The 22,157-nt window shown below is 52.5% G+C and carries 17 protein-coding genes; all 17 read right to left on the bottom strand.

The genetic code is table 11. From position 1 onward, the window contains the following. Positions 1–58: 58 nt before the first annotated feature. Positions 59–550 carry a YajQ family cyclic di-GMP-binding protein gene (locus HP435_RS13055; RefSeq protein WP_063227007.1) on the bottom strand — a complete coding sequence of 164 codons (492 nt, stop codon included), beginning with the start codon at positions 548–550 and terminating at the stop codon, positions 59–61. 32 nt (positions 551–582) lie between these two features. Next, positions 583–1,371 carry an SDR family oxidoreductase gene (locus tag HP435_RS13050; RefSeq protein ID WP_173595827.1) on the bottom strand — a complete coding sequence of 263 codons (789 nt, stop codon included), beginning with the start codon at positions 1,369–1,371 and terminating at the stop codon, positions 583–585. 197 nt (positions 1,372–1,568) lie between these two features. Continuing rightward, positions 1,569–4,664, bottom strand: a complete 3,096-nt coding sequence (locus HP435_RS13045) for an efflux RND transporter permease subunit (RefSeq protein WP_173598803.1) — start codon at positions 4,662–4,664, stop codon at positions 1,569–1,571. 4 nt (positions 4,665–4,668) lie between these two features. Further along, the gene (locus HP435_RS13040; RefSeq protein ID WP_122963533.1) at positions 4,669–5,892 is read right to left on the bottom strand and encodes an efflux RND transporter periplasmic adaptor subunit; all 1,224 of its coding nucleotides are present in this window, start codon (positions 5,890–5,892) and stop codon (positions 4,669–4,671) included. Between the two features lie 253 nt (positions 5,893–6,145). Next, complete coding sequence (gene pepF, locus HP435_RS13035; RefSeq protein WP_173595824.1) at positions 6,146–7,957, bottom strand: oligoendopeptidase F; 1,812 nt, start codon at positions 7,955–7,957, stop codon at positions 6,146–6,148. A gap of 150 nt (positions 7,958–8,107) precedes the next feature. After that, on the bottom strand, positions 8,108–9,394 hold the full coding sequence (locus tag HP435_RS13030; RefSeq protein ID WP_122963535.1) for a UDP-glucose dehydrogenase family protein: 1,287 nt from the start codon (positions 9,392–9,394) through the stop codon (positions 8,108–8,110). A 12-nt stretch (positions 9,395–9,406) separates the two neighbouring features. Next, positions 9,407–10,480, bottom strand: coding sequence for a glycosyltransferase (locus HP435_RS13025; protein WP_173595823.1), 1,074 nt, complete (start codon positions 10,478–10,480; stop codon positions 9,407–9,409). A gap of 25 nt (positions 10,481–10,505) precedes the next feature. Continuing rightward, positions 10,506–11,456 (bottom strand): NAD-dependent epimerase/dehydratase family protein, encoded by a 951-nt coding sequence (locus HP435_RS13020; protein WP_122963537.1) that lies wholly within the window; start codon positions 11,454–11,456, stop codon positions 10,506–10,508. Then, positions 11,453–12,256: a glycosyltransferase family 2 protein gene (locus HP435_RS13015; RefSeq protein ID WP_063226999.1), complete on the bottom strand. Its 804-nt coding sequence runs from the start codon at positions 12,254–12,256 to the stop codon at positions 11,453–11,455. The genes HP435_RS13020 and HP435_RS13015 overlap by 4 nt, the downstream gene beginning before the upstream one ends. Then, positions 12,253–13,299: a glucose-1-phosphate thymidylyltransferase gene (locus tag HP435_RS13010; RefSeq protein ID WP_122963655.1), complete on the bottom strand. Its 1,047-nt coding sequence runs from the start codon at positions 13,297–13,299 to the stop codon at positions 12,253–12,255. Before HP435_RS13010 ends, HP435_RS13015 begins: the two co-directional genes overlap by 4 nt. Positions 13,300–13,422: 123 nt before the next feature. Then, a complete protein-coding gene (locus HP435_RS13005; protein WP_122963538.1) occupies positions 13,423–14,601 on the bottom strand; it encodes a glycosyltransferase family 4 protein in 1,179 nt (392 codons plus the stop codon). Next, positions 14,582–15,004 carry a hypothetical protein gene (locus HP435_RS13000; protein WP_122963539.1) on the bottom strand — a complete coding sequence of 141 codons (423 nt, stop codon included), beginning with the start codon at positions 15,002–15,004 and terminating at the stop codon, positions 14,582–14,584. The genes HP435_RS13005 and HP435_RS13000 overlap by 20 nt, the downstream gene beginning before the upstream one ends. A gap of 111 nt (positions 15,005–15,115) precedes the next feature. Beyond that, the gene (locus HP435_RS12995) at positions 15,116–15,799 is read right to left on the bottom strand and encodes a DnaD domain-containing protein (RefSeq protein ID WP_063226996.1); all 684 of its coding nucleotides are present in this window, start codon (positions 15,797–15,799) and stop codon (positions 15,116–15,118) included. 111 nt (positions 15,800–15,910) lie between these two features. Then, positions 15,911–17,200 carry an asparagine--tRNA ligase gene (asnS, locus tag HP435_RS12990; RefSeq protein WP_173595822.1) on the bottom strand — a complete coding sequence of 430 codons (1,290 nt, stop codon included), beginning with the start codon at positions 17,198–17,200 and terminating at the stop codon, positions 15,911–15,913. A 192-nt stretch (positions 17,201–17,392) separates the two neighbouring features. Beyond that, on the bottom strand, positions 17,393–19,810 hold the full coding sequence (locus tag HP435_RS12985; RefSeq protein ID WP_229049901.1) for a WIAG-tail domain: 2,418 nt from the start codon (positions 19,808–19,810) through the stop codon (positions 17,393–17,395). Between the two features lie 177 nt (positions 19,811–19,987). Next, complete coding sequence (locus HP435_RS12980) at positions 19,988–21,502, bottom strand: AAA family ATPase (protein ID WP_122963542.1); 1,515 nt, start codon at positions 21,500–21,502, stop codon at positions 19,988–19,990. Continuing rightward, positions 21,495–22,022, bottom strand: coding sequence for a hypothetical protein (locus tag HP435_RS12975; protein WP_122963543.1), 528 nt, complete (start codon positions 22,020–22,022; stop codon positions 21,495–21,497). Before HP435_RS12975 ends, HP435_RS12980 begins: the two co-directional genes overlap by 8 nt. Positions 22,023–22,157: the final 135 nt, after the last annotated feature.

The following is a 22,157-nucleotide window of genomic DNA, read 5'->3' as shown; positions in this document are numbered from 1 at the left end:
TTATTTGTACATGCATATGCGAGAGCAAAGAGAGTTAGACGCAAAACTTTTCTAGCAATCAGCGGTAGTTGATAAATTGCACGTCGAGCGCCAAATCTGCCTTGCGGATCGCCTGAATGATCTGTTGCAGTTCATCCCGGCTTTTTCCGGTCACGCGGATTTGATCGTCCTGCACTTGCGTTTTCACCTTCAACCCTGCGTCTTTAATGATGCTGTTGATCTTTTTGGCGTTTTCCTTGTCAATTCCTTGCACCAGCTTCACGCGCTGCCGAACCGTCCCGCCCGCTGCCGGCTCCACTTTTTGATAGTCCAGGTTTTTGATCGGGACGTCGCGCTTGACCAGCTTGCCGAGCAAAATGTCTTTGACCTGGCCGAGCTTAAATTCGTCATCCGAGATGAGGACAAGCTCTTCCTTTTCCAATGAGATGCTGCTTTTGCTCCCTTTGAAATCAAAGCGATTCTCGATTTCCTTCAAAGCCGTCTGGATGGCGTTGTTCACTTCCGACAAGTCCACCTTGGATACGATGTCAAACGAGCTTTCTTTGCTCATTTTCTTTCCTCCTTTGAATGGGAAATAGTGCCCTAGATCGCCCGGACCAGGCCGCCGTCAACGAGAAACGATTGTCCGGTGACATAGCTGTTGGCTGGCGACGCCAAAAAAGTCACCGTGCGGGCAAATTCATCCGGGTGACCGTACCTGCCAAGCGGAATTTGCTGCTCCCAGTTTGCGCGGACTTCATCTGCCGTAACGCCTTTTGCACTCGCGCTTAGTCCGTCCAGTTGCTGCACGCGGTCTGTGGCGATTCGTCCCGGGCCGATTGTGTTAATCAAAATGCCGTCCGGCCCCAGCTCGGAAGACAACGTTTTCGCCAAGCCCAAAACGCCCGTGCGGAACGTGTTGGACAAAATCAAGTTTTCCAACGGCTGCTTGAACGAAGAAGAGGCAAAGTTGACGATGCGCCCAAACTGGTTGGCGCGCATATGCGGCAAAACGGCGCGGATCGCCCGGACATAGCTCAGCAAGTTCAGCTCAAAGGCGGAAATCCACTGCTCGTCCGTCAACTGGTCAAACTTGCCCGCGGCAGGCCCGCCTGAATTGTTGATTAAAATATCCACGCTGCCAAACTCGCTGACGGTCGCCTGCACAACCCGCTCGATATCTTCCGGCTTGGTCACATCGACGACCACGGCAAGCGGAGCTTTTCCTGTTGCCTGTTCAATCTCGGCGCGAACAGCTTCCAGAGCGCCTTCGTCTCTGCCGCAAATCGTTACGTTTGCTCCCTCGTGAGCGAGGCAAAGCGCTGTCGCTTTTCCCAGCCCTTTTGTCGACGCAAGCACAAGAGCTGTCTTACCCTTCAGTTGCAGATCCATAGTCAGACTCCTTTCGCGGTGCGTATGTATCTTCCTTAGTTTCTATTCTACAGAACTTTCTGACGAACGAAAAGCAAAGAGAAGGGGCAAAAGCACACCTTCCCTTCTCTTCTTTTCGCTATCGTATTGGAACGCACTTCGTTGATCAGATGTGCCCCGCTTGCTTGCGGCAGGCGAAGCAGTCTGACTGCATCGTGCTACAGCTCGGTTTTGGAAACCTCGTTGTTTTTGTTTTGTTTCGCCAAACGCTTGGCTTCCCGTTTCGCTTGACGCGCTGCCTTGCGAGCCAGGCGTTTTTCTTTTGCCCCTTCGAACAAAGAGTACAGCACAGGCACGAGGATCAAGGTAACCATCGTATGGAAAATCAAGCCGGCAATAACGGCTGTCGCAAGCGGAGCTTCCATGTCGGAGCCTTCCGCCATTGCCAATCCCATCGGCAGCATCCCCAGGATTGCTGTCAGCTTCGTCATGATAACCGGACGCACGCGGTCTTTCGTTCCTTGCACGATCGCTTCTGCCGTAGCCATGCCGCGACCGCGCAGCAGGTTGATCCGGTCGATCAGCAAGATCGCGTTGGAGACCACGATACCGACCAGCATGATAATCCCGATCATCGCCATCTCGCCAAACGTTCGTTGCGTGAGCACGAAGCCAAGTACCACGCCAACCAGTGCCATCGGAATTGTCAGCATAATGATGAACGGCTGCGACAGTCGGCCGAACTGGGCGACCATGATGACATAGATCAGCGCAAGAACGCCGAGGAAAACAAGAATCCCTTGTGTCATGTTGGCGCTTTGTTCTTTCAACTGGCCGGCAATTTCCACTTTGTATCCCTCAGGAATGACCATGCCCGGCAGCTTCTCGTTGATTTCACGTCCAACCGTACCCAAATCGCTTCCCAACAGCTCTGCGGACACACTGATGATCCGTTCGCCTTTTTGATGTGTAAGCGTAATCGGCGATTTGCTGTAGACCCAATCTACGAGGTCAGCAAGCGGCACTTGTGCCCCTTTCTCGGATGTTACCGTAATCCCCTTGAGCTGCTCTGGATGCTTCAGCCAGTTGTCCGGCATTTTGGCGACCACATCCACATCGATGCCATCTTTTGTGATGGACGTAATGTGCTGGTTGCCAATCAGAACGCTCAGTTGCTGGAGCAAGGAGCGATGGTCAACGTTCAGTCTGGCCAGTGCATCTTGCTTCGGAATCAGCGTTACTTTTTCTTTTCCTTCTTTGAAATCGTTGCGAATATTCGTTACGCCATTGATCGTGGACAGCATGCCCTCAAGCTCCGTGGCGATCTTGCGCATTTGCTCCATATCGTCCCCGGTGATGTTAAGCTGAACCGGGGCTGATCCACCTTGTTGTCCGAAAGACATGGAGATGGACTCAATGCCTGGGATCGCATTCAGGCGCTCGTTGATATCAGCCGTCAAAGCTTCCTTGGTACGATTGCGTTGCGACTTCGGCACGAGTGAGATGAAGATGTCCGAATCACTTTTGGACGCTATGAAGAAGACGTCTTTTACTTCGGGAATGCCCCGCAGTGCTTCTTCTCCGACCACCGCAGCTTTTTGCGTGCGTTCCAGCGTTGAACCCGTCGGCATCTTCAGCGTGGCAAAAATAAAGTTTTCGTTCGGATCGAGTCCGTTCCCCATCTTCACAAAAGGGGTAAGGAAAGTTACGGCGACAAGCATGAGCACCGCCACGATAATCGTCTTGACCCGGTGGCGCAAAGCCATATTCAACAGCCCGTTGAACAACCGATTGACAGCGTGTTCTTTTCCTTCGCCCTCCAGCGAGACCTTTTTATCTTTCTGCAAAAAGCGATCGGAAAACACAGGTACGAAAAAGAACGCGGCAATGGTCGAAGCGATGATGGCAGCCGATACGGTAAAGGCAATCGTCGCCATGATCGGTTTGAGCCAATCGGCAAAGTTTGCAAAAACGAGCGGCAAAAATACGACGATGATCGTAAGCTGCGAAGTAAATACAGGCGTCAGTACCTCTTTCGTTCCTTTGATGATCGCCTGTTTCAGCTGCTCGCCTTTTTCACGGAAATGATAGATGCTCTCCAGTACGACGATCGCGGCGTCGACAATCAAGCCGACCGACAAGCTCATCGAGAGCAAGCTGACCATGTCGATGTTGTAGCCAGCCATTTTCATGGCGATAAAGGTCATGAGAGCTGACAATGGCAATGTCGTTGCGATGACGAGCGTCACCCTCCAGTTGCGCAAGAACACAAACAGGATGATGATCGCCAATGCCCCACCAATGGCCACATCGCGGCTGAGGTTCGATACCGCATGCTCGATGAAGGAAGCAGCCTCAAACATGACTTTTATTTGATATTTTCCATCGGCTTCCGTATTGATCTGCTTGATGAGTTGCTCGACATTGCGCTGGGTAGTAATCAGATCGTAACCGTCTGAGCGCGACACGCTAAGGTGTACGAATACCATGCCATCAGTCAGCGCTACCGAGTCCTTCACTTTTCCGCGCATGTCTTCCACAGTCGCCAATTGCTCCAGCGTGACGGTTCCGTTCGGTGTGTTGATCGGCAGCACGTTCATTTCCTGTACAGAATGGAAGCTGTTGTCGATCATGATGACCGTGTCAAAGCCTGTGTTTTCGAGCGTGCCGATCGCTTGCTTCCAGTTCGTTTCCTGTAGCTGGGAAACAACCTCGGATGGCGTTGTGCGGTAGGCGTTCAGTCTCTCAGGGCGCAAAGTGATCGCGATTTTGTTCTCAAAGCTGCGATCTGATACAGACACTTCTTTTACGCCTGGCACTTCTTCGATCCGGTCTTTGAGCGTTGTTTTTGCCAGGCTCAGCATCGCTTTCGGATCGGCTCCCACAAGCGCGTAGTCGATCATTTGATCGTCCCCGAAGCTGTTCTGGGTTACGCTGACCGTGTCAATCGCTTTCGGGAAGCCGTTGCGCAGCCGGTTAACGGTATTTTGCACATCTTGCTTAACTTGTTCCCCTTTGCCTTCCAAGGCGATAATCGTAATATTGGCGTAACCTGTACCTGTAGTAGAAGAGTATTCTTTAATGTTTGCAATTGACTTGATATTTTGCTCGATGTTCTTCGTTACCTTCTCTTCCATCTCTTCCGGGGGAAGTGCCCCACCCGATACATTGACGAAGATCGATGGGAAGTTTGTTTTCGGAAGCAGCTCGACATTGAAGCTGAACAGCGAGCCCAAGCCAGCAAGCACGAGCAAAAAGGTAAACAAGTACACAATCAGGCGTCGTTTCAGCAAAAAGAGAATCAACTTTTCCATGCTACTATTCTCCCTTCGCCTCTACTTTTTGCCCCTCGACGTAGAAAGTAATGCCGCTGCGCAAAAGCTGGTCGCCTTCTTTGACGCCCGAGAGAATCTCGATTTGATCGTCGACGATCTGTCCGGTCTTCACTTCCTTCTTCACAGTAAGGCCATCTTCCACCGCCATGACATAGTGCTCTGTAGAGTTAACTCCGACACTTTCCAGCGGCACCAAAAATCCGTTCACTTTGCGCGGAGCCTCAATCGTTGCAGCCATTCCGCCGCGCCAGAATCCATCTGCATTCGGAATCGTTACTTCCACCCGATACTTGCCTGTTTCCTTGCTCACGACCGGGGAGACAAAAGTAATCGTTCCCTGGCTTTGTTTGCCGTCATCGGATACAGCCTGCACCTTCGTTTTTTCCTGGAATTGACTGATGAGATCATTGGTAATATCAAGAGTGACTTTCACTTCGCTCAAGTCCACCAGATGAATGATTTGATCGCCTGGCGAAGCCTGTTCGCCTGTTTGTTTGTATACATCCACGACCGTTCCGGCAAAAGGAGCATGAATTTTCGCATCATCCAGACTCTTTTTCGCCCGCTCAACCTGTCCGGCTGCCGATTTGATCGATGCGTTGGCCATGGCGATGTCCTCTGGCTGCGCACCGCGTTGCAATTCGGTGAGGGACAGTTGTGCGTCTCGCGCAGAAATTTCCGCTTGAGTCAGGGCGCGTTTCAAGTCATTTATTTCGGTCTGTGAAATAGCTCCGCCAGCAAACAGCTTTTCGCCTGCTGTCAGGTCCTGCTTTGCTTTTTCCAGACGGCTTTGGGCACTTTGCACTTGCAGTCGTTGCTGTTCAATCGCCTCGGCAGTTGCTCCCTTCAATGCTTTGTTTTTGCGCGCCGCTGCCTCTTCCACCTGGCTTGCAGCTGCTTCTACTTCCTTTTGGTAGTAACGCGAGTCAAGCGTTGCCAACAACTGGCCTTGCGCGATCTTCATCCCTTTGCTTACCGGGATGGATGAAATCGTTCCTCCCGTTCCAAAAGGCAGTACGGCGTCACGCTTTGCCTCTACCATTCCGGTAACACGCAGCACGACTGGCTGTGCAGCTTTTTGAACCGTAACCACTTCAACGACTTTCGCTTTTGCCTCAGCCTGCGTTGGAGGCTCTGGTGCTGGGCCTCCGCAACCAGCCGTAACCAGCAATAGAGAGGCCATGATGATCGATGCCCGTTTTTTCACAATGATTCCTCCAAATTTTCACAATCTGTTCCCCTTGCGTAATTGTGCCAGTTTTTACCTTCGCTGCAAAACAGTCAGCGGTTGGAATTTCGTCTCCGTCCCAAGGCGGAGGAGGACATAATCCCTACCAGTTTCATAAGTATATACGAACAACACAGAAGACCGTTACCGTTTTTTGGGCTTTCAGCAGAAAAAATCTAAAACAGGAAAAAGCAGCCAAGTAGAATTACTTGACTGCTTTTTTAGCATCGCTTTACTTCTCGTTTAAGAGCTGCTCCATTTCGTCCAGCAACTCTTTGAAAACACTCAACGCTTCTGCAACCGGGGCGGGAGAGGTCATGTCGACGCCCGCCTTTTTCAGCAGGTTGAGCGGATAGTCGGAGCTGCCGCCCTTGAGGAACTCCAAGTAGCGGTCAACAGCTGGCTGTCCTTCCTCCAAAATCTGCTTGGACAAGGAAGTCGCCGCCGAGAAGCCCGTGGCGTACTTGTAGACATAAAAATTGCGATAGAAGTGAGGAATGCGCGCCCACTCCAAATCTACTTCTTTATCTACAACCATGTCTGGTCCATGGTAAGCGACGTTCAGCTCACGGTAGATCGCACTGAGCGAGTCGGCTGTCAGCGGTTCGCCCTGCTCTTCTTTGGCATGGACGATTTTCTCGAACTCGGCGAACATCGTCTGACGGAAAACCGTGCCGCGGAATTGCTCCAGATAGTAGTTGATCAAGTACAGACGCTGCTTCTTGTCTGTCGTGGTCTTGAGCAGGTGGTGCATCAGCAGGGCTTCGTTGAGCGTGGAAGCTACTTCCGCCACGAAAATCTTGTAATCGGCATACGTATATGGCTGGGCCTGATTGGAGTGGTAGCTGTGCAGGGCATGCCCCATTTCGTGGGCCAGCGTAAACATGTTGTTCACGTTGTCCTGGTAGTTCATGAGCACGTACGGATGGGTCGTGAATGCTCCCCATGAGTACGCCCCGCTCGTCTTGCCTTCGTTTTCATGCACGTCGATCCAGCCGTTGGAGAAGCCTTCCGCCAGCACGCGACCGTACTCCTCGCCGAGCGGATGGAGCGCCTCCTTGATCGTTGCGACCGCCTGATCGTACGGGATTTTCATGTCTACCTCGGGCACGATCGGCACGTACAAATCGTACATGTGCAGCTCGTCGACCCCGAGCAGTTTTTTGCGCAGCGCGATGTATTTGTGCATCAGCGGCAAGTGCTCGTGAATCGTCGAAATCAGGTTGTCGTACACAGACAAGTCCACGTTGTCCGCGAACAGGGCCGCATACAAGGCGGACGGATATTTGCGCGTCCGGGCGTAAAACACATCGCCCTTGATCGCCGAGGTCAGCGATGCGGCAATCGTATTGCGAAACTTGCCGTACGTAGTGTACAGCGCTTCAAAAGCTTCCTTGCGCACGCGTCTGTCCTTGCTCTCCATGAACTGCGTGTAGCGACCTTTTGTCAGTTCGACTTCTTCGCCGTTTTCGTCCGTAATCATCGGGAACTTCATGTCGGCGTTGTTCAGCATGCCAAAAATTTTCGAAGGAGCCGAAGCCAGTTCGCTCATGTTCGCCAGGAGCGCCTCTTCCTCCGAGGAAAGCGTATGCGGCTTGAAGCGCGTAATCTCGTCCAGCAAAATCCGGTAGTGCGCCAAACCTTCTGTGTCGTTGATCCACGCTTCCAACTTGTCCGTCGGGATGGTCAAAATCTCCGGCTGTATGTAAGCGAGCGCACCGTATACTTGCGTGCTCAGGCTGGTAGCACGATCAGTCAGTCCCTGGTACGTGCTGTTTGCGTTATCCTCGTCACGGCGCATGCGAGCGTAGACGTACACCGTATCGAGCGTCTTCGTCAGCTCGTCCTGAAGCGTCAATGCTGCGAGCAGCTGCTCCCCGGACTGGGCCAGCGTCCCTTTCAAGGCAGCAACTTGCTCGGTGAGTTGTTTCGCCTTTTGCACATCTTTTTCCCAATCCGCGTCGGTTGGGTAAATATCCTCCAACCGCCATTTGTATTCAGCGGGGACGTCACTGCGTTTTGGCAGTGTTTTGCTTTTGTTCACCGTGATCACTCCCTCGTAATTTGCGCTAGATGGTCAAATCATCCATATGTGACTATCCTACCGTATTATGCCAACTTGTTCAAATCATTAGCCTGCACTTGCGCCAAGTTGCCAGCCAAAAGAAAAAAGCTGAGCTTTCCCAAGGAAAAGTCAGCTTTTTCCTACCCCGATATACGTAAAGCCTGCTTGCTTGACGGTCTGGGCAGGCCAGGCGTTGCGTCCGTCGAGCAGCACGGGCTGAGCCATGCTCTGGCGGATTCGCTCCCAATCTAGCTGCACGCACTCTTTCCACTCGGTGACCAAAAGCGCAGCATCGGCGCCCGCTAACGCTTCTTCGGCTGTCTTCGTATAGGTCACATTCGGAAAAGATTGCTTCACAGCGTCTTCGGCAACCGGATCATAGGCAAAGACGGCAGCTCCCTGCTCTGTCAGCTCATGCAAAATGGAAAGAGACGGAGCCTCCCGGATGTCGTCCGTATCCGGTTTGAACGCCAGCCCCAGTACGGCAATCCGTTTGCCGCGACAATCCGGCACGAGCTTTTGCAACTGCTGCAAAAACCACACGGGCTGTGTGGCGTTGACCTCCCGTACTTTTTCCAGAATCGAAAGCGAGATGCCGTTCTGGGCTGCCAGTTGCAGCAAAGCGATCGTGTCTTTCGGAAAACAGGAGCCGCCGTAGCCGACACCCGCCCGCAAAAATTCCGGGCCAATCCTGCTGTCGAGCCCCATCCCGTGCGCGATCGTGGCGATATCTGTACCCAGTGCCGTGCTCAGTCTCGCCAGCTCATTCATGAACGAGATGCGTGTCGCCAAAAAGGCGTTGGAAGCGTACTTGATCAGCTCCGCATTCGCCCTGGTCGTCACCACGCGCGGGGCATTCACGCCTTTGTACAGTTGTTCCATCACTTCCCCCGTCGACGGATCGCTCACGCCGATGACAATTCGCGAAGGCTCGATGGCATCCAGCAAGGCGCTCCCTTCCCGCAAAAACTCCGGGTTGGACGCGACAGACAGTTCCTGGCAGCCGTCAAGCAGGTCGGCCACTTTGTCTCCGGTCCCTACTGGCACCGTACTTTTGATCACCACAACCCGTTTTTGCAAAGCTGAGTTGTGCACTTCTTTGATCGCTGCTACCGCGCTGTACAAGTAAGTCAAATCAGCGGTTCCGTCATCCGCTTCGGGAGTCCCTACGCAGACGAAAAAAACATCCGCGTCTTTCGCTTCCGACAGCTGCGTGGAAAAAGCCAGGGTACCTGCTGCAAGCACTTGTCGCAGCGCTTCCTCCAATCCCGGCTCATAGATCGGAGAGATGCCTTGCCGCAATTTGACAATCTTCGCTTCGACAAGATCAATCCCGATCACATGATGGCCGTTCATGGCAAGGGAAACGGCAGTCGTCAAACCTACATAGCCGGTACCGATCACGGCAACTTTCATTGCTTCACCTCATCATTTTTTCATCACGCGCAAATACAGTTCTTCCAGCTTCAGTCGCTGTTTGGAAACATCGTGGTTTTTCTCCACCTTCATCCTGGCTCGGGCGGTCATTTCCGGCCACTCGTGCTCGGAGGCGAGGACATGGTTGATCATTCTGCCGAGCTTCGCAGGCGAACGCTCCGGCACGAGATAGCCCGACTCTCCGTGCTCGATCAGCTCGGGAATCCCGGAATGGTAGGTGGAAACAACCGGGCGGCCGGAAGCCATCGCTTCCATCAGCACGTTCGGAATCCCTTCCTGGTCGCCGTTGCGAGCCGTTTTGCAGGCGATGACAAACAAGTGGCATCTCGCCAGTTCGCGCTGCACGTCCTGATGCGGCAAGGCTCCCTTGAGCACGACTTGCTTGCCCAGCTTGTATTTTTTGATCATGCGCCGCAGTTTTTTCTTTTCGTCGCCATCCCCGACGATGATCAGCTTGGCTCGCGGATGCTTTTCGTGCACTTGCACAAACGCCTTGATCAATGTGTCCATGCCTTTCTTCTCCGTCAGGCGGCCGACGCTGAGCAGGCGATACTCGCCGTTCTGAACAGGCTGCGGTGGCAGCATCGGGAATTTGCGCAAGTCGATCCCCGAGCGAATCAGTGTGATTTTGTCACCCGAACAGCCCAGGCGGATCAGACGCTTTTTCATATGGTTGCTGACGACCGTAAACGCCTTGCCCTTTTTGAACAGGCGCTTGAGCGAACGACGATAGCCCGGATTTTCCCGTACGCGCTTGGTCGCATCGAAGCCGTGAAAAGAAGTGATCAGCGGCAACCCCGCTTTTCGCGCGTAGGGAAGAAGCTCCAGGCCAGCGGGACCAAAGCGGGCATGCAAGCATTTGATTTTTTTGCGCTTCATCCACCCGGAGAGTCCTGCCATGGAATTTCGCACATAGACAGGCGCATACGGGAACTGTTTGCGATTGAACGGCCGCTGCCTGGTCAAGACGACAGGTTTGACTCTCTGATGTCCAAGCAGCTGCTCGTAGATGAAGGTTTCACTTCTGGGCAGAAATTTTCTCCGATAGACGAGGACCCGATGCATGCAACTGGCCTCCTATTTTCGAGTTTTAGCTCCTCAGTTGGAAACGCATATCCGCCAACTGTCGGCGCAGCCCTTCTTCCAGGGAAACTTGCGGACGATAGCCCAACCGTTGCTCGGCAAGCCGTATATCTGCGCAAGTCCGCTGCGAATCACCGGCCGGACCAGGCTGAAACCGGATGTTGGGCGTCGTGTTCAAGAGCGTGCCCATGATGGTAAGGACATCGATCAGCTTGATTTCGCGGTTGCCGCCTACATTGAAAATCTCGCCGGGCGCAGCGTGGCGGCCAGCGAGTATGTTCGCCTCTACTGCATCGGTTACGTAGGTGAAGTCCCGCGATTGCTGGCCATCTCCATAAATGACGACAGGATCTCCCTTCATCATCTGCCGGAAAAAGCGGTGAAACGCCATATCCGGCCGCTGCCTCGGGCCGTATACGGTAAAGTAGCGCAACATCGTAATCGGCAAACCGAACGCTTTCACATAGACGGAACAAACCTGCTCCATCGCTTCCTTCGTCACCCCATAAGGCGATACGGGACGCAGCGGAGCGGATTCGTCCGTCAGCGTCCCTTGCATCGTTCCGTATACAGATGAGGAGGAAGAGACTACGATGACAGGCGGTTTCGGTCTTTGCAGGCATGCCTCCAGCAGCAGTTGGGTCGCCAAAATATTGTGGCTGACGTACTCGGAGAATGCCTTGCCCCAGCTGTTCCGCACGCCGGGCAGCGCAGCCAGGTGATAGACGACATCGACTTGGTCCAACCAATCGTTCCAACGCTCTGCCTGCAACATGGTTGAATGAAAAGTAAAGGCGGGATGGCTTCCGATCTCAGCGAGATTGCGAAGCTTGGCAGCAACGTCGTAGTTGTCGACGAAGCCATCGATGCCGATCACTGTCACCCCGTCATTTAGCAAGCGCTGAGTCAAATGTGACCCGATAAAACCAGCACAACCGGTGACAAGCGCTTTTGTCATCGCTTCCGCCGCCTCACTTTCTTCAACCTTTTGATCACGAGATATCCGTCCTTGTAGCCGTAGACAGCTTTGTACTTTTTGCCCCAACGCTTGAGGTAGTATTTGAACGTCTTTTTGCGCAAATGATTCCGTCTGCGCTTCATTTTATTGTCGGTCAGCTGCCCTCTGTGTTTCGTCCGGTTGTACAGCTTCTTGTTAATAAAGCGGACGCGGTATTTTTCGATCAGCCGCAAAATGATGCGGCGATCTTCCATGATGCGGCCTTCGTATTTGTCAGAGGTGTCCCAGCCCCCTACTTCGTGAAGCGCTTCGACCCGGTAGCAGCGCGGCGCGACCATCCAGCGATTGTATTTCAAAAATTGGTATTTGTTGCGAAAATGCTTGTGCTTGACGAGAAACGGATTGTAATACTTCCCGCGCCGCACGCGCCAAATTTTCACGTTCCCGTAGTAAAGCGCGGTGCTTTTCTTGCTTTTGCGAATGTACCTTTTGATGACCGCCAGCGTCCGTTTGGGCAGCCAATCGTCCGAATCCAGCTGCAACAAGTACGGAGTATCAACCATCGACAAAGCCTGATTCATCACTTTGCCGATGCCTGAGTTTTTCTCCATCCGGTAGTACATGATGTTGGGATGGTACAAATACTTTTCGACCTTTTTGCGCGTCTTGTCAGTCGATGCATCATCGATAATCAGCAGCTTCCAGTCTTTTGACGTCTGCTTCAAGACGCTGTTGATTGCTTTGCGGATGAATTTGGCACGATTGTACGTCGGGATGACCACAGTAAAAGTTGGGTTCATGTGTCCTCCCTCTTCACAGCTGGAATGCGAATCGATGACTTGTCGCTCAAAATAAAGACCCCGCTCGTATCCGTTGACTGCCCGACCAGATGGGAGGAACGCCCGAATACACTGTCCGTAATGCTCCAAGCGACATCCATAAGCGAACTGTTTTCCAACATAATACTATTTTCGATATGGGCGCAATTTTGCAGATGTACCCCGTTTTGGATCGATACGTACGGTCCCAATCGGCAGTTTTCGATATGACAGCCCTCGCCGATCAACACAGGCCCGACGATCTCGCAATTTGTGACGATTGACCCTTCGCCAACCCGATGAGTGTTGCCCAAATCTTTTGCCAGCATCCAGCGGTTGGCCTCCAGCCAACGGTCAATCGTTCCGACATCTGAATACTTGCCGCTTGTAAGGGCGTGCGCGATATGGAAACCGCGGTCAATCATGGACTGGATCGCATCCGTGATCTCGTATTCACCACGGGCGGATGGCTGTAGTGTAGCAATCGACTCAAAAATGGGTGGGGTAAACAGGTATGCGCCAATGACAGCCAGATTACTCTTCGGCTGGCGGGGTTTTTCCTCGACCGAGACCAGACGCCCTTCCTGTACTTCGGCAATCCCATAATCCTGTGGTCTCTCCACTTCACTTAGCATCACAGCACCGTCTGAATTATCACTGGTAAACGCACGCATGAGCCCGTGCAGCGAATCCATCAACAAGTTGTCACCAAGTAACAAAATAAACGGTTCGTCTTGCAAGAACGGTTGCGCTAAATGGACAGCATGTGCGATTCCAAGCGGCACCTCCTGCTCGATAAAAGTAATGGTAGCCCCAAATTGACTACCATTGCCCACCAAAGGAGGAATCTGCACTTGGGAAGGGTGTATGACAATTCCAATCTCTTGCACACCCACTTCACGCAGTTTGCTGATGCAGTAGTGTAATACCGGATGATTGGCCACAGGGAGGAGGGTTTTTGGTTGCGAATAGGAGAACGGGTGCAGTCGCGTACCACGTCCAGCACACAAGATTAACCCTTTCACAAGTATCACTCCCCAGTTGTGCTCTGCGATACTTATAAGGTATGCGTCTCGTGATATCTGGACAGGGCAGACGTCCATTCTCCTTGAAGAAAGGGCATAAACCTAGCGATGCCCGAAAAAAAGTTATCCGGTTTTGAGGAGCGGAAGCTTTTCTTTTTGGCGCTTTCCGACTGCATTCTCAAAGACGCGCAGGTAGCCTTGCGCCGTCGCGTACCAGGAAAACTGCTTGGCACGCAGCAGCGCCTGTTTCCCCATTTCCGTCCGAACATAGGGCGCGCTCCACAAAAGCTCCCAAACCGCTGGCAATTCTTTTTCCCAATCTTTGGGAGGAATCAAGAAGCCGCTGCCCTGATGGGTGACAACCTCTTTGATCCCGCCGCGCGTCGTGGAAATCACTGGCTTGCTCGAAGCCATCGCCTCCAGATTGACGCGGCAAAATGCCTCTTTCCAAATCGACGGAGTCGCTACCACGTCGCCAATCTGATAGTAAAGCGGCATTTGGGCACTGGGGACAAAATTGACGAAGCGGACTTTGTCACCGAGCGGTTTCGCCAGCCTTTTCAGTTCCCGCACATACGGATTCAGGCGATTGCTGCCGTAGCCTGTGCCTCCGACGATGACCAGCCGTGCGCGTGGGTCTTGCTTGCTGACCTGGTGAAACGCTTTGATCAGAATATGGACGCCTTTGCCGCGCATCAGCCTGCCCGCGTAAAAAAGCACGCGGTCATCCGGCGACAAACCGACTTGCTTGCGCAGCTTTTTGATCGTGTAATGCAGCTTTGCCACCTGGTAAGGCGACACATCCACTCCGAGATGAACCGCATGAATTTTTTCCGCGGGAATTTTGCATGACTTGATAAAATGTTGCCGCAAAAATTCGCTGTTCGTAATAAAGCCGGACGCCAGGCGAACGACACGCTTCATTTTTTCCTTGCTGATCATGCCCGGCGATCCGTACACATGGGAATGCATATTGACAAAGACCGGAATCTTTGGAAAATGCCTCTTGAGCTGCAACACGTAAATCGGCCGATTTTCCACCAAAATGACATCCGGCTTGTGCTTGCGGATATGCTTGATGATCTTTCGCAAATAAGGACCTGGGCCATCGTAGGAAAAACGGATGAACTCGCGGTTTTCCTCTACCGTCGACTTGGGGTAAGTCGCGCAGCGCCGGGTGTAGATCGTCACTTTGTGCTCGGGATCGATCATTTTGGTCACTTCGTCGATATCGTGCTCCACCGAGCTTCCTTTGACGGGTGGTACGGAAAATGGCCCCGGGCTAATTATGGCGATGTTCATTCCGCTCGCTCTCCCACTCCTTTTTCAAGGACAGAACCACCTGATACAGATGCTGTCTCTCTTTGGACTGTTCCTCCTCTGCCTTTTTCCAGCGTTTTTCCCATGCCGCAAGCGATTCCTTCAGTGCTGCCACTTCCTGCTCCAGCTTTTCCAGCTGTTCGCTCGTCGCCACGTCGGTTTCTCGCATAATAATTTCGAATGTAGGCTCAAGCACCAGTTGTTTTTCCTCATCCGGCTTTTCGTCTGCCGGCTGTTTTGGAACTTGCTCGATCACGGCCTCCTGGGCTTTTTCCACGGGTTTCACAATCGAGATGCGCTCCACCGCTTCATCGACGACAAAATGCCCCGAAAAAACGCCTGGTGTTACCCAGTGGGGCAAATCCCCTTTTTTCCGCTTTTCCATAAGCCTTCCCTCCTGCAACGTGCTTCTACGTAATATGCTATGACAAACGCGGAAAATGGGTACGTGTACAAAGGAGACAGACAATAGAAAAAACCGCTTTGATTGGTAGCATCAAAGCGGCTGTCGATAATCTTTGGACTGATTTTGGCGGCGAAAATTCAAACTGTACAAGCGGGCTTGCTCTACCGTGGTAATTTGCTGCTTTTGCCACTCCAAAAGGATTCTGTCGATGTAGCGAATATGAAGCTTGCCTACCGTTGCGGCCTCACGCAATGCTGTTAGGATCAGCTCTTCCTGGTAACCGTCCTGCTCTGTCCACATGTGGATACTCTCCAACTCAAAAGGAGACAAAGGTCGACCAAACGCCTGCTCAAAACGGGAATAAATCGCAACCGGCTCTGCATCCAATGTCGCAGCAGCCTCCATGAACGGCTCCATCATCCGCGGATCAGCTTGCTGCTCGCGCCAGGTCTGATACAGCTTTTTATACAAAGGAGTCAAATTGTACTGCTCATGGCGCATTCCCGTCTGCGGATCGATAAATTCGTCAATGCTGATCCAGTCTTCCTTCAGCAGCTTTTGCAGCGATTGGATCAATCTCATGCTGGACATGGACATGCGCTCCTCCAGCTCGGTCAAGGTCGGAAAGCGATTCCCTTCCTGCTGAAAAGAAAGCAGATGAATGAGCAGCATCATTTCGTCGTCTGCCAGAGACATTCGTTTGTACATCTTTAGAAGAAGGTTGGAGACGGATGTTGCACCTTCTTGCAACAATTGCAATATATGGGAATCCATAACGCATGTTCACCTCTGGGTTGGATTAACAAGGAAGTGCGTAAAACGCGCTGTCACACAATAGGAACACCCTGCTGCCCTCTCGCAACAGGGTGTATGAGAAACACGAACTTACGGATAGAGACGATAGAGCATACGCGGGAACGGAATCGTTTCACGCACGTGATCCAGACCGCAAATCCAGGCGACTGTCCGCTCAAGCCCCAGACCGAAGCCGGAGTGAGGAACGGTTCCGTATTTGCGCAGGTCCAAGTACCAGCGATACGCTTCCTCGGACAGCTCGTGCTCGGCGAACCGTTTTTCCAACAGCTCCGGATCGTCGATGCGCTGGCTGCCGCCGATGATTTCGCCATAGCCTTCCGGCGCGATCATGTCTGCGCACAGCACTACTTCCGGACGCTCAGGATGCGGCTTCATGTAGAATGCCTTGATCTCGGTCGGATAGTGCGTGATGAACACAGGCTTGTCGAAATGGTCCGCAATCAATGTCTCGTCTGGCGCTCCGAAATCGTCGCCCCACTTGATCTCGCTGCCTTTTTCCTGCAACAGCTTGATCGCATCGTCATACGTGATGCGCGGGAAAGAACCCGTTACGTTTTGCAGTTTGGTTGTATCGCGCTCCAGCGTTTTCAGTTCGCGCTGGCAGTTTTTCAGGACGGATTGCACCACATGGGACACAAAAGCTTCCTGAATGCGCAAGTTTTCCTCGTGATCGACGAAAGCCATCTCCGGCTCGATCATCCAAAACTCGATCAAGTGACGACGCGTTTTCGATTTCTCTGCACGGAAGGTCGGACCGAAGGAATAAACGCGCCCCAATGCCATTGCGGCCGCTTCCATATAGAGCTGACCGGATTGGGACAAATACGCGTCTTCATCAAAATATTTGGTATGGAACAGGTTCGTTGTTCCTTCTGCTGAAGTCGGTGTCAGGATTGGCGGGTCTACTTTCACAAATCCGTTTTCATGGAAATACTCGTATACAGCGCGAATCACTTCGGAACGAATCGCCATAACCGCACGCTGGCGCGGAGTGCGCAGCCACAGGTGGCGATGATCCATCAGGAAGTCTACACCGTGCTCCTTCAGGGAGATCGGATATTCCTGGGCGATCTGAATGATGTCAACGCCTGTTACCGTCAGTTCGTAACCGCTTGGTGCACGATCATCTGCGCGAACGACGCCGGTTATGTATAAAGAGCTTTCCTGAGTCAGTTGGGATGCATTTTCCCAAACGTTTTCCGCTACTTCTGCTTTCACTACTACGCCCTGAATGAAGCCGGACCCGTCGCGAAGCTGCAGAAATTGAATTTTCCCGCTGCTGCGCTTGTTGTACAGCCAGCATCCAATGCGTACTTCTTGTCCAACATGCTGCCCTACTTGGGCAATCGTCGTCAACATCGAATAATTCCCTCCATTTACCATGCCACACAACAGACTAAGTGTACCCAACAATTATACTATTGGGGACAGGCAAATTCAATCAAAGACTCCCTTGAACGGATGGTTACCATAATATAATTATGTTAACAAAAAGCGAGGAAGCCGACTGCACTTCCCACCAACGGCCCCTCGCTTCTTGTTTCTCATTGCTCAGGAACGCAAATCGTCCTCATCACGGAATGTTTCATGCTCATCCGCTGCTTTTTCCTCGCCGGCATCTTCATCTGCTTCGTACTCGCCCTCTTCCCATTCTTCCCCCAAGTCGTCATCCTCTTGCTGCTCATGATGCAGGGCTGTCACCTCGTCATGCACCTGCTCGCCTTTTTCGCCAATGGCGATCCACTGCAAAACGCCGCTGTCTTCCTGCCCGGTTTCCTGACGAAAAACGGTAAGCACAGCCGAGGTGCGTTTGGTGTATTTGAGCGACACGGACACCCCGACCTGATTCGTCATCGCAACCAGGCAATAATGGACGTCTGCATAGGGAGTGGGCAAGCGGACCGTGACGTCTGCCGTCTGGCTTTGCGCCGGGATGCGGAATGGGACAAAGCCAAACTGCTGAAGCGTCGTGCCCAGCTGAACATTCGTCTCAACCGTTTGAAAAGCCAGCTTCTCCCGCGTAATCGACTTGTCGGCCAGATGCTCTGCCGTGACGGTTCTCGGCGCTATTTTCGCTCCGCTAACGGCATGATCGGCCAGCTTTTCTTCCGTTACCGTATTTGTTTGCAGATGCTGACTTTCGATGGAGTTGACGGCAAGATGCTCGCCCGTGAGTGTTCCCTTGACGAGATGGTCACCGCTCAAGCTGCTCTTTTCCACATGTATGCCTGTAATCGCATGCATTTCGAGCTTGCTTCCGTCGACAGCGTGATCCGCCAGTTTTTCGCGTGTGACGCTATTCTCTTGCAGCTTTTCTTTGGAGATGGACTTGGGCTGGATATGTTCGTGCTGCACGGATTGATTGGCAAGATGCTGGGCGGTCACTGCTTTTTCGCCGATTTTTTCGCCAGTGACGGCTCCTTTGCCCAAGTGCCTTGTCTTGATGGCCTCTGTCGCCAGCTTGGGAGACGTAACCGCCGAATCGGCCAGTTTATTTGCGGTAATGCTCAAATCCGTCACTTTGTCGGTCGAAACAGACTCGGGAGCGAGTTTTGACGTCGTCACTACATGATCGTGCAAATGCTGCGTCTGGATCGCATATTCCCGCAGATGACTGCTGCCGATGACGCGTTCACCGATATGCTGCTCCTCGATTGAGCGCCGCGCGATTTTCTCCGCACGAACAGCCCCGTCAGCCAAATGCCTGCTGTTGACGCTCTCCTCCACCAATTGCTGCTCGCCTACGCTGCGATTGGCCAATTTGTCGAGCGTGACGGCTTTGTCTGCCAGCTTGGCTGCCGTGACCTGTTGCTCCCCGATTTTTCTGGTCGTGACGAGTCCATCTTGAAGATGCGTCGTTTGAATGCTGCTTGCTTGCACGTGGACGCTTGCGATCGACTCTTTTGCCACTTTTTCCGAAGTGACGCTGGCGTGATCCAGATGTTCGGTGAGGACGGCGTAAGGACTGATTTTATCGCTTGTGACCGCTTCCGGCTGCAAATGCTGGCTGTAAATGGAATGAAAAGCGATGTGCTGATCCGTGACGCAGCCCGCCGAAAGATGCCCGCCGTCTACGCTGTTCTCCGCCAGATGATGATGCAAAATCGCTCCCTCGCGAATATGCTGGGACTCGATCGAATCCTCCTCCAGCTTGGTGGAAGTCACGGCCCCATCCCGGATTTTGTCGGTCGTGACCGCGCCGTCCTCCAGCTTGACGGAGTTGATCACATAGTTGGCGAGGTTGCGAGTCTGAATGCTGCCCATCTTGATTTTGTCCGATGTGACAGACTGATCTTGAAGCAGCTCATTCGTAATCGCCTGATCCTGGATGTGCTTCGTCTGGATCGCAGACTCTGCAAACTTCATGGAATCAATGGTCTTGTCAGCCAATTTGTCGGACGTAATGCTGTTGTTGACAAGCTTTTGCCCGGTAATGGAATGGTCCTGCACATTTTCGCTGGTGACCACATGCCGTCCCAGATGCTCTCCGAGGATCGCGTACGGAGCGATTTTGTTTGAAGTGACGCTTTTGTCTGCCAGCTTGTTGCTGTCGACGGCGTAGTCCTTCAACAGCGACGTATCAATCGTTCCCGGCTTGATTTTGGACGAATCGACAGCGCGGTTGGCGATTTTTTCCGTAGTGACAGACTGATCCGTCAAATCATCGGTATAAACAAACGATTGCACCCGGTCATCATTGCGATCTTTGATGATCTTGGAAAAAGTCGTCTGGTTGGACGACACACCCTGCTTGGGCATTTTCTGCAATGGTTGTTGTATCGGGCTTGTCGGTGCATGGGAGCTTGGCTTGGGGCTGTTGACAGCGGACTCCAGCAGTTCCAGCTCCAGATCAGCCATCCAATCCTGCTCCGATGTAGAAGATGTTTGCATAAGCGGAATTTCATGCAAGGTTTGCCTGAACGTTTTGGACAGACCTCTGCTCATTTTTTTTCGGTTCGCGTTTGCCATAGAGTCTCCTTGCCTCCTGATGTCATTCCCGGATCATTCTGTAAGATATTCAACCCTATAGGCATTTGGCACCGCAACGCAAAATTTGTTTCGCCCGTTCACAAGTTTTCCCCCACGCAAAAAAACCTGCCAGGCCAACATCAGCTGCTGGCTAGCAGGTTTTTCGTCGCGATTTGATTACGATACAGCCGCTTCCTGTCTCGTTTGGGACAAGAGCGCCCTAAATTCATCTCCTTGCAGCACTTCTGCTTCCAGCAGCGTACCCAAACCAGTCTGGAACACCGCATCGTACTGGCGAAGCAAGCGGTGCGTCTCCTCCAGCAAACGGGACAAGAGTCGCTCTACCTCATCGTGAATCCTCGTTTTGTCTACGTATTGCAGGTGGACAATCCCGAGGTCCGACATCCCGCTGGACACGATTTCCTGAGACATGCCCAGCGCTTGCTCGAAGTCGTTTTTGGAGCCGGTACTGCGTCCGCCGTAGTAGATTTCCTCTGCTACTGCTCCGGCGAGGCTGACCATGATCTGTTTCTCCAAAGCGTCCCTTGTGTACAAATAGCGGTCTTCCATCGGATTTTGCCGAACGTAGCCGAGCGCTTTGCCGCGCGGGCTGAGCGTTACTTGCGAGACAGAACCCGGACGCACGACCTCACTGATGATCGCATGTCCCAATTCATGCAAGGCGACGCGCTTTTTCTCTTCCTCGGAAGCCTGGCGGTCGACTTTTTCTCCGAGCATGACCTTGTCTACGGCGTAAGCAAAATGCTTGGCCATGATCTTGTCGCTTTTGTCGCGCATGGCGTAAATCGCTGCCTCGTTCGCGACACTTTCCAACTGCGCTCCCGAGAAGCCGAACGTCTCCTGCGCCACCTTTTCCAACACCACATCCGCGCCCAGCGGCTTGTTTGCTGTATGGATGGTCAAAATCTGCTCGCGCGCAGGCTTGTCAGGCAAATCTACCGTAATGTGCCGATCAAAACGTCCTGGTCGAAGCAACGCGGCATCCAGCATGTCTTTGCGGTTCGTTGCCGCCATGACCAAAATGCGCGGTTTCTCGCTCGTCGCTACGCCATCCATCTCGGTCAGCAGCTGGTTCAACGTTTGGTCGTACTCCCGTTGTTGCTGCCCATCCCTTTTTCCGCCGACAACATCAATCTCATCGATAAAAATAATCGCGCTGTCCTGTCCGTTTTTCTCGGCCATCGTCTTCGCCTCTTTAAACAGCTCACGGACACGCTGCGCTCCGACACCTACATACATCTCCACGAATTGCGAGCCGGAAGCCGCGACAAAGGCAGAGTTGGTGTAGTTCGCTGCCGCTTTTGCCATCAACGTCTTCCCGGTACCAGGAGGCCCGGTCAGCAGCACGCCTTTGATCGGACGAATGCCGTATTGCTCAATCTTGTCTTTGTAGACGAGAAAATCAAGCGATTCTTTCAGCTCTTTTTTGGCGCGTTCCTGACCGCCGATATCGGCAAACTGCACGTCCGACTTGGGAATCTCGTGCTTGTTCTGCTTCCGTTTGCCGCCGAGCGCCACATTGCCGCCCTGACCGTTTTGCTGACGGATGACGAGGAAATAAATCGCCCCCAGCACGGCGGCGAACAAAATAAACGGTGTGATATTCACGCCCAGAAACACAAGAAAAACGAGTATCGCAGGAACGACGCCGATCAGTACCTCTTTACCCACGAGCCGTCACCTCTTTTGCCTCGGAACGGGGAACAATCGTATAAAAGTCCTCCGTTCCTTTTTTCAAATAAACGTAGATGTTTGCGTCATCCATAAAAGCATCTGCCGCATCGAGCTTGTTCGTCTGTTTCCACTCCGCAATCAAGGCAGGAATGCGGCTGTATTGATGCAAATCCAGCGCTTCGGTGAAAATAAACTGGCCGCTTTTCCAAACCTGTGTCATGGCTTCCGACTGATTCGCTACCACGATAGCGACTTGCTTGTCGCCCGCAATATTTTTCGTTCGCGCAACCAGATCGCGATACTCCGCCGGAAATGCCTGCGGATTCGTCACTTTTACATCTATCTGAATTTTATCTTTGCCTACATGAAAATTACTGAGTGTAGCTGATTGCATCTGGCTGACTTCTGTACGGATCGGCTCTTCAATCTCCATCTTCTGATACAAGAACCATCCTCCAAACAGGAGAGCCAGTGTCGCCAGCAAGGACAACCCGATTGCACTTTTTTTCAACTGCACAGCTAGTCCCCCCATATCGCGTTCTCGTTTTCTCTCTTGTCAACGAACCCAGTATATCACATGAGTATATCAATTTTTTATACAGATGTTGGGTGGCATGCCAAACAGGCCTTTTCCAACAAGGAAAAGACCTGT

Source organism: Brevibacillus sp. HD3.3A (assembly GCF_013284375.2).
GTDB lineage: Bacteria > Bacillota > Bacilli > Brevibacillales > Brevibacillaceae > Brevibacillus > Brevibacillus parabrevis.
The sequence above is the reverse complement of the archived record's forward strand: the minus strand, read 5'-3'. Positions and strand labels throughout refer to the sequence as shown.

Coding starts and splice junctions, on each gene's coding strand:
- HP435_RS12995 (WP_063226996.1), bottom strand. CDS start 15,799: ATGGATTCCCATATATTGCAATTGTTGCAAGAAGGTGCAACATCCGTC.
- HP435_RS13020 (WP_122963537.1), bottom strand. CDS start 11,456: ATGACAAAAGCGCTTGTCACCGGTTGTGCTGGTTTTATCGGGTCACAT.
- HP435_RS13000 (WP_122963539.1), bottom strand. CDS start 15,004: ATGGAAAAGCGGAAAAAAGGGGATTTGCCCCACTGGGTAACACCAGGC.
- HP435_RS13025 (WP_173595823.1), bottom strand. CDS start 10,480: ATGCATCGGGTCCTCGTCTATCGGAGAAAATTTCTGCCCAGAAGTGAA.
- HP435_RS13005 (WP_122963538.1), bottom strand. CDS start 14,601: ATGAACATCGCCATAATTAGCCCGGGGCCATTTTCCGTACCACCCGTC.
- HP435_RS12985 (WP_229049901.1), bottom strand. CDS start 19,810: ATGGCAAACGCGAACCGAAAAAAAATGAGCAGAGGTCTGTCCAAAACG.
- HP435_RS13045 (WP_173598803.1), bottom strand. CDS start 4,664: ATGGAAAAGTTGATTCTCTTTTTGCTGAAACGACGCCTGATTGTGTAC.
- HP435_RS13055 (WP_063227007.1), bottom strand. CDS start 550: ATGAGCAAAGAAAGCTCGTTTGACATCGTATCCAAGGTGGACTTGTCG.
- asnS (WP_173595822.1), bottom strand. CDS start 17,200: ATGTTGACGACGATTGCCCAAGTAGGGCAGCATGTTGGACAAGAAGTA.
- HP435_RS13030 (WP_122963535.1), bottom strand. CDS start 9,394: ATGAAAGTTGCCGTGATCGGTACCGGCTATGTAGGTTTGACGACTGCC.
- HP435_RS13015 (WP_063226999.1), bottom strand. CDS start 12,256: ATGAACCCAACTTTTACTGTGGTCATCCCGACGTACAATCGTGCCAAA.
- HP435_RS13050 (WP_173595827.1), bottom strand. CDS start 1,371: ATGGATCTGCAACTGAAGGGTAAGACAGCTCTTGTGCTTGCGTCGACA.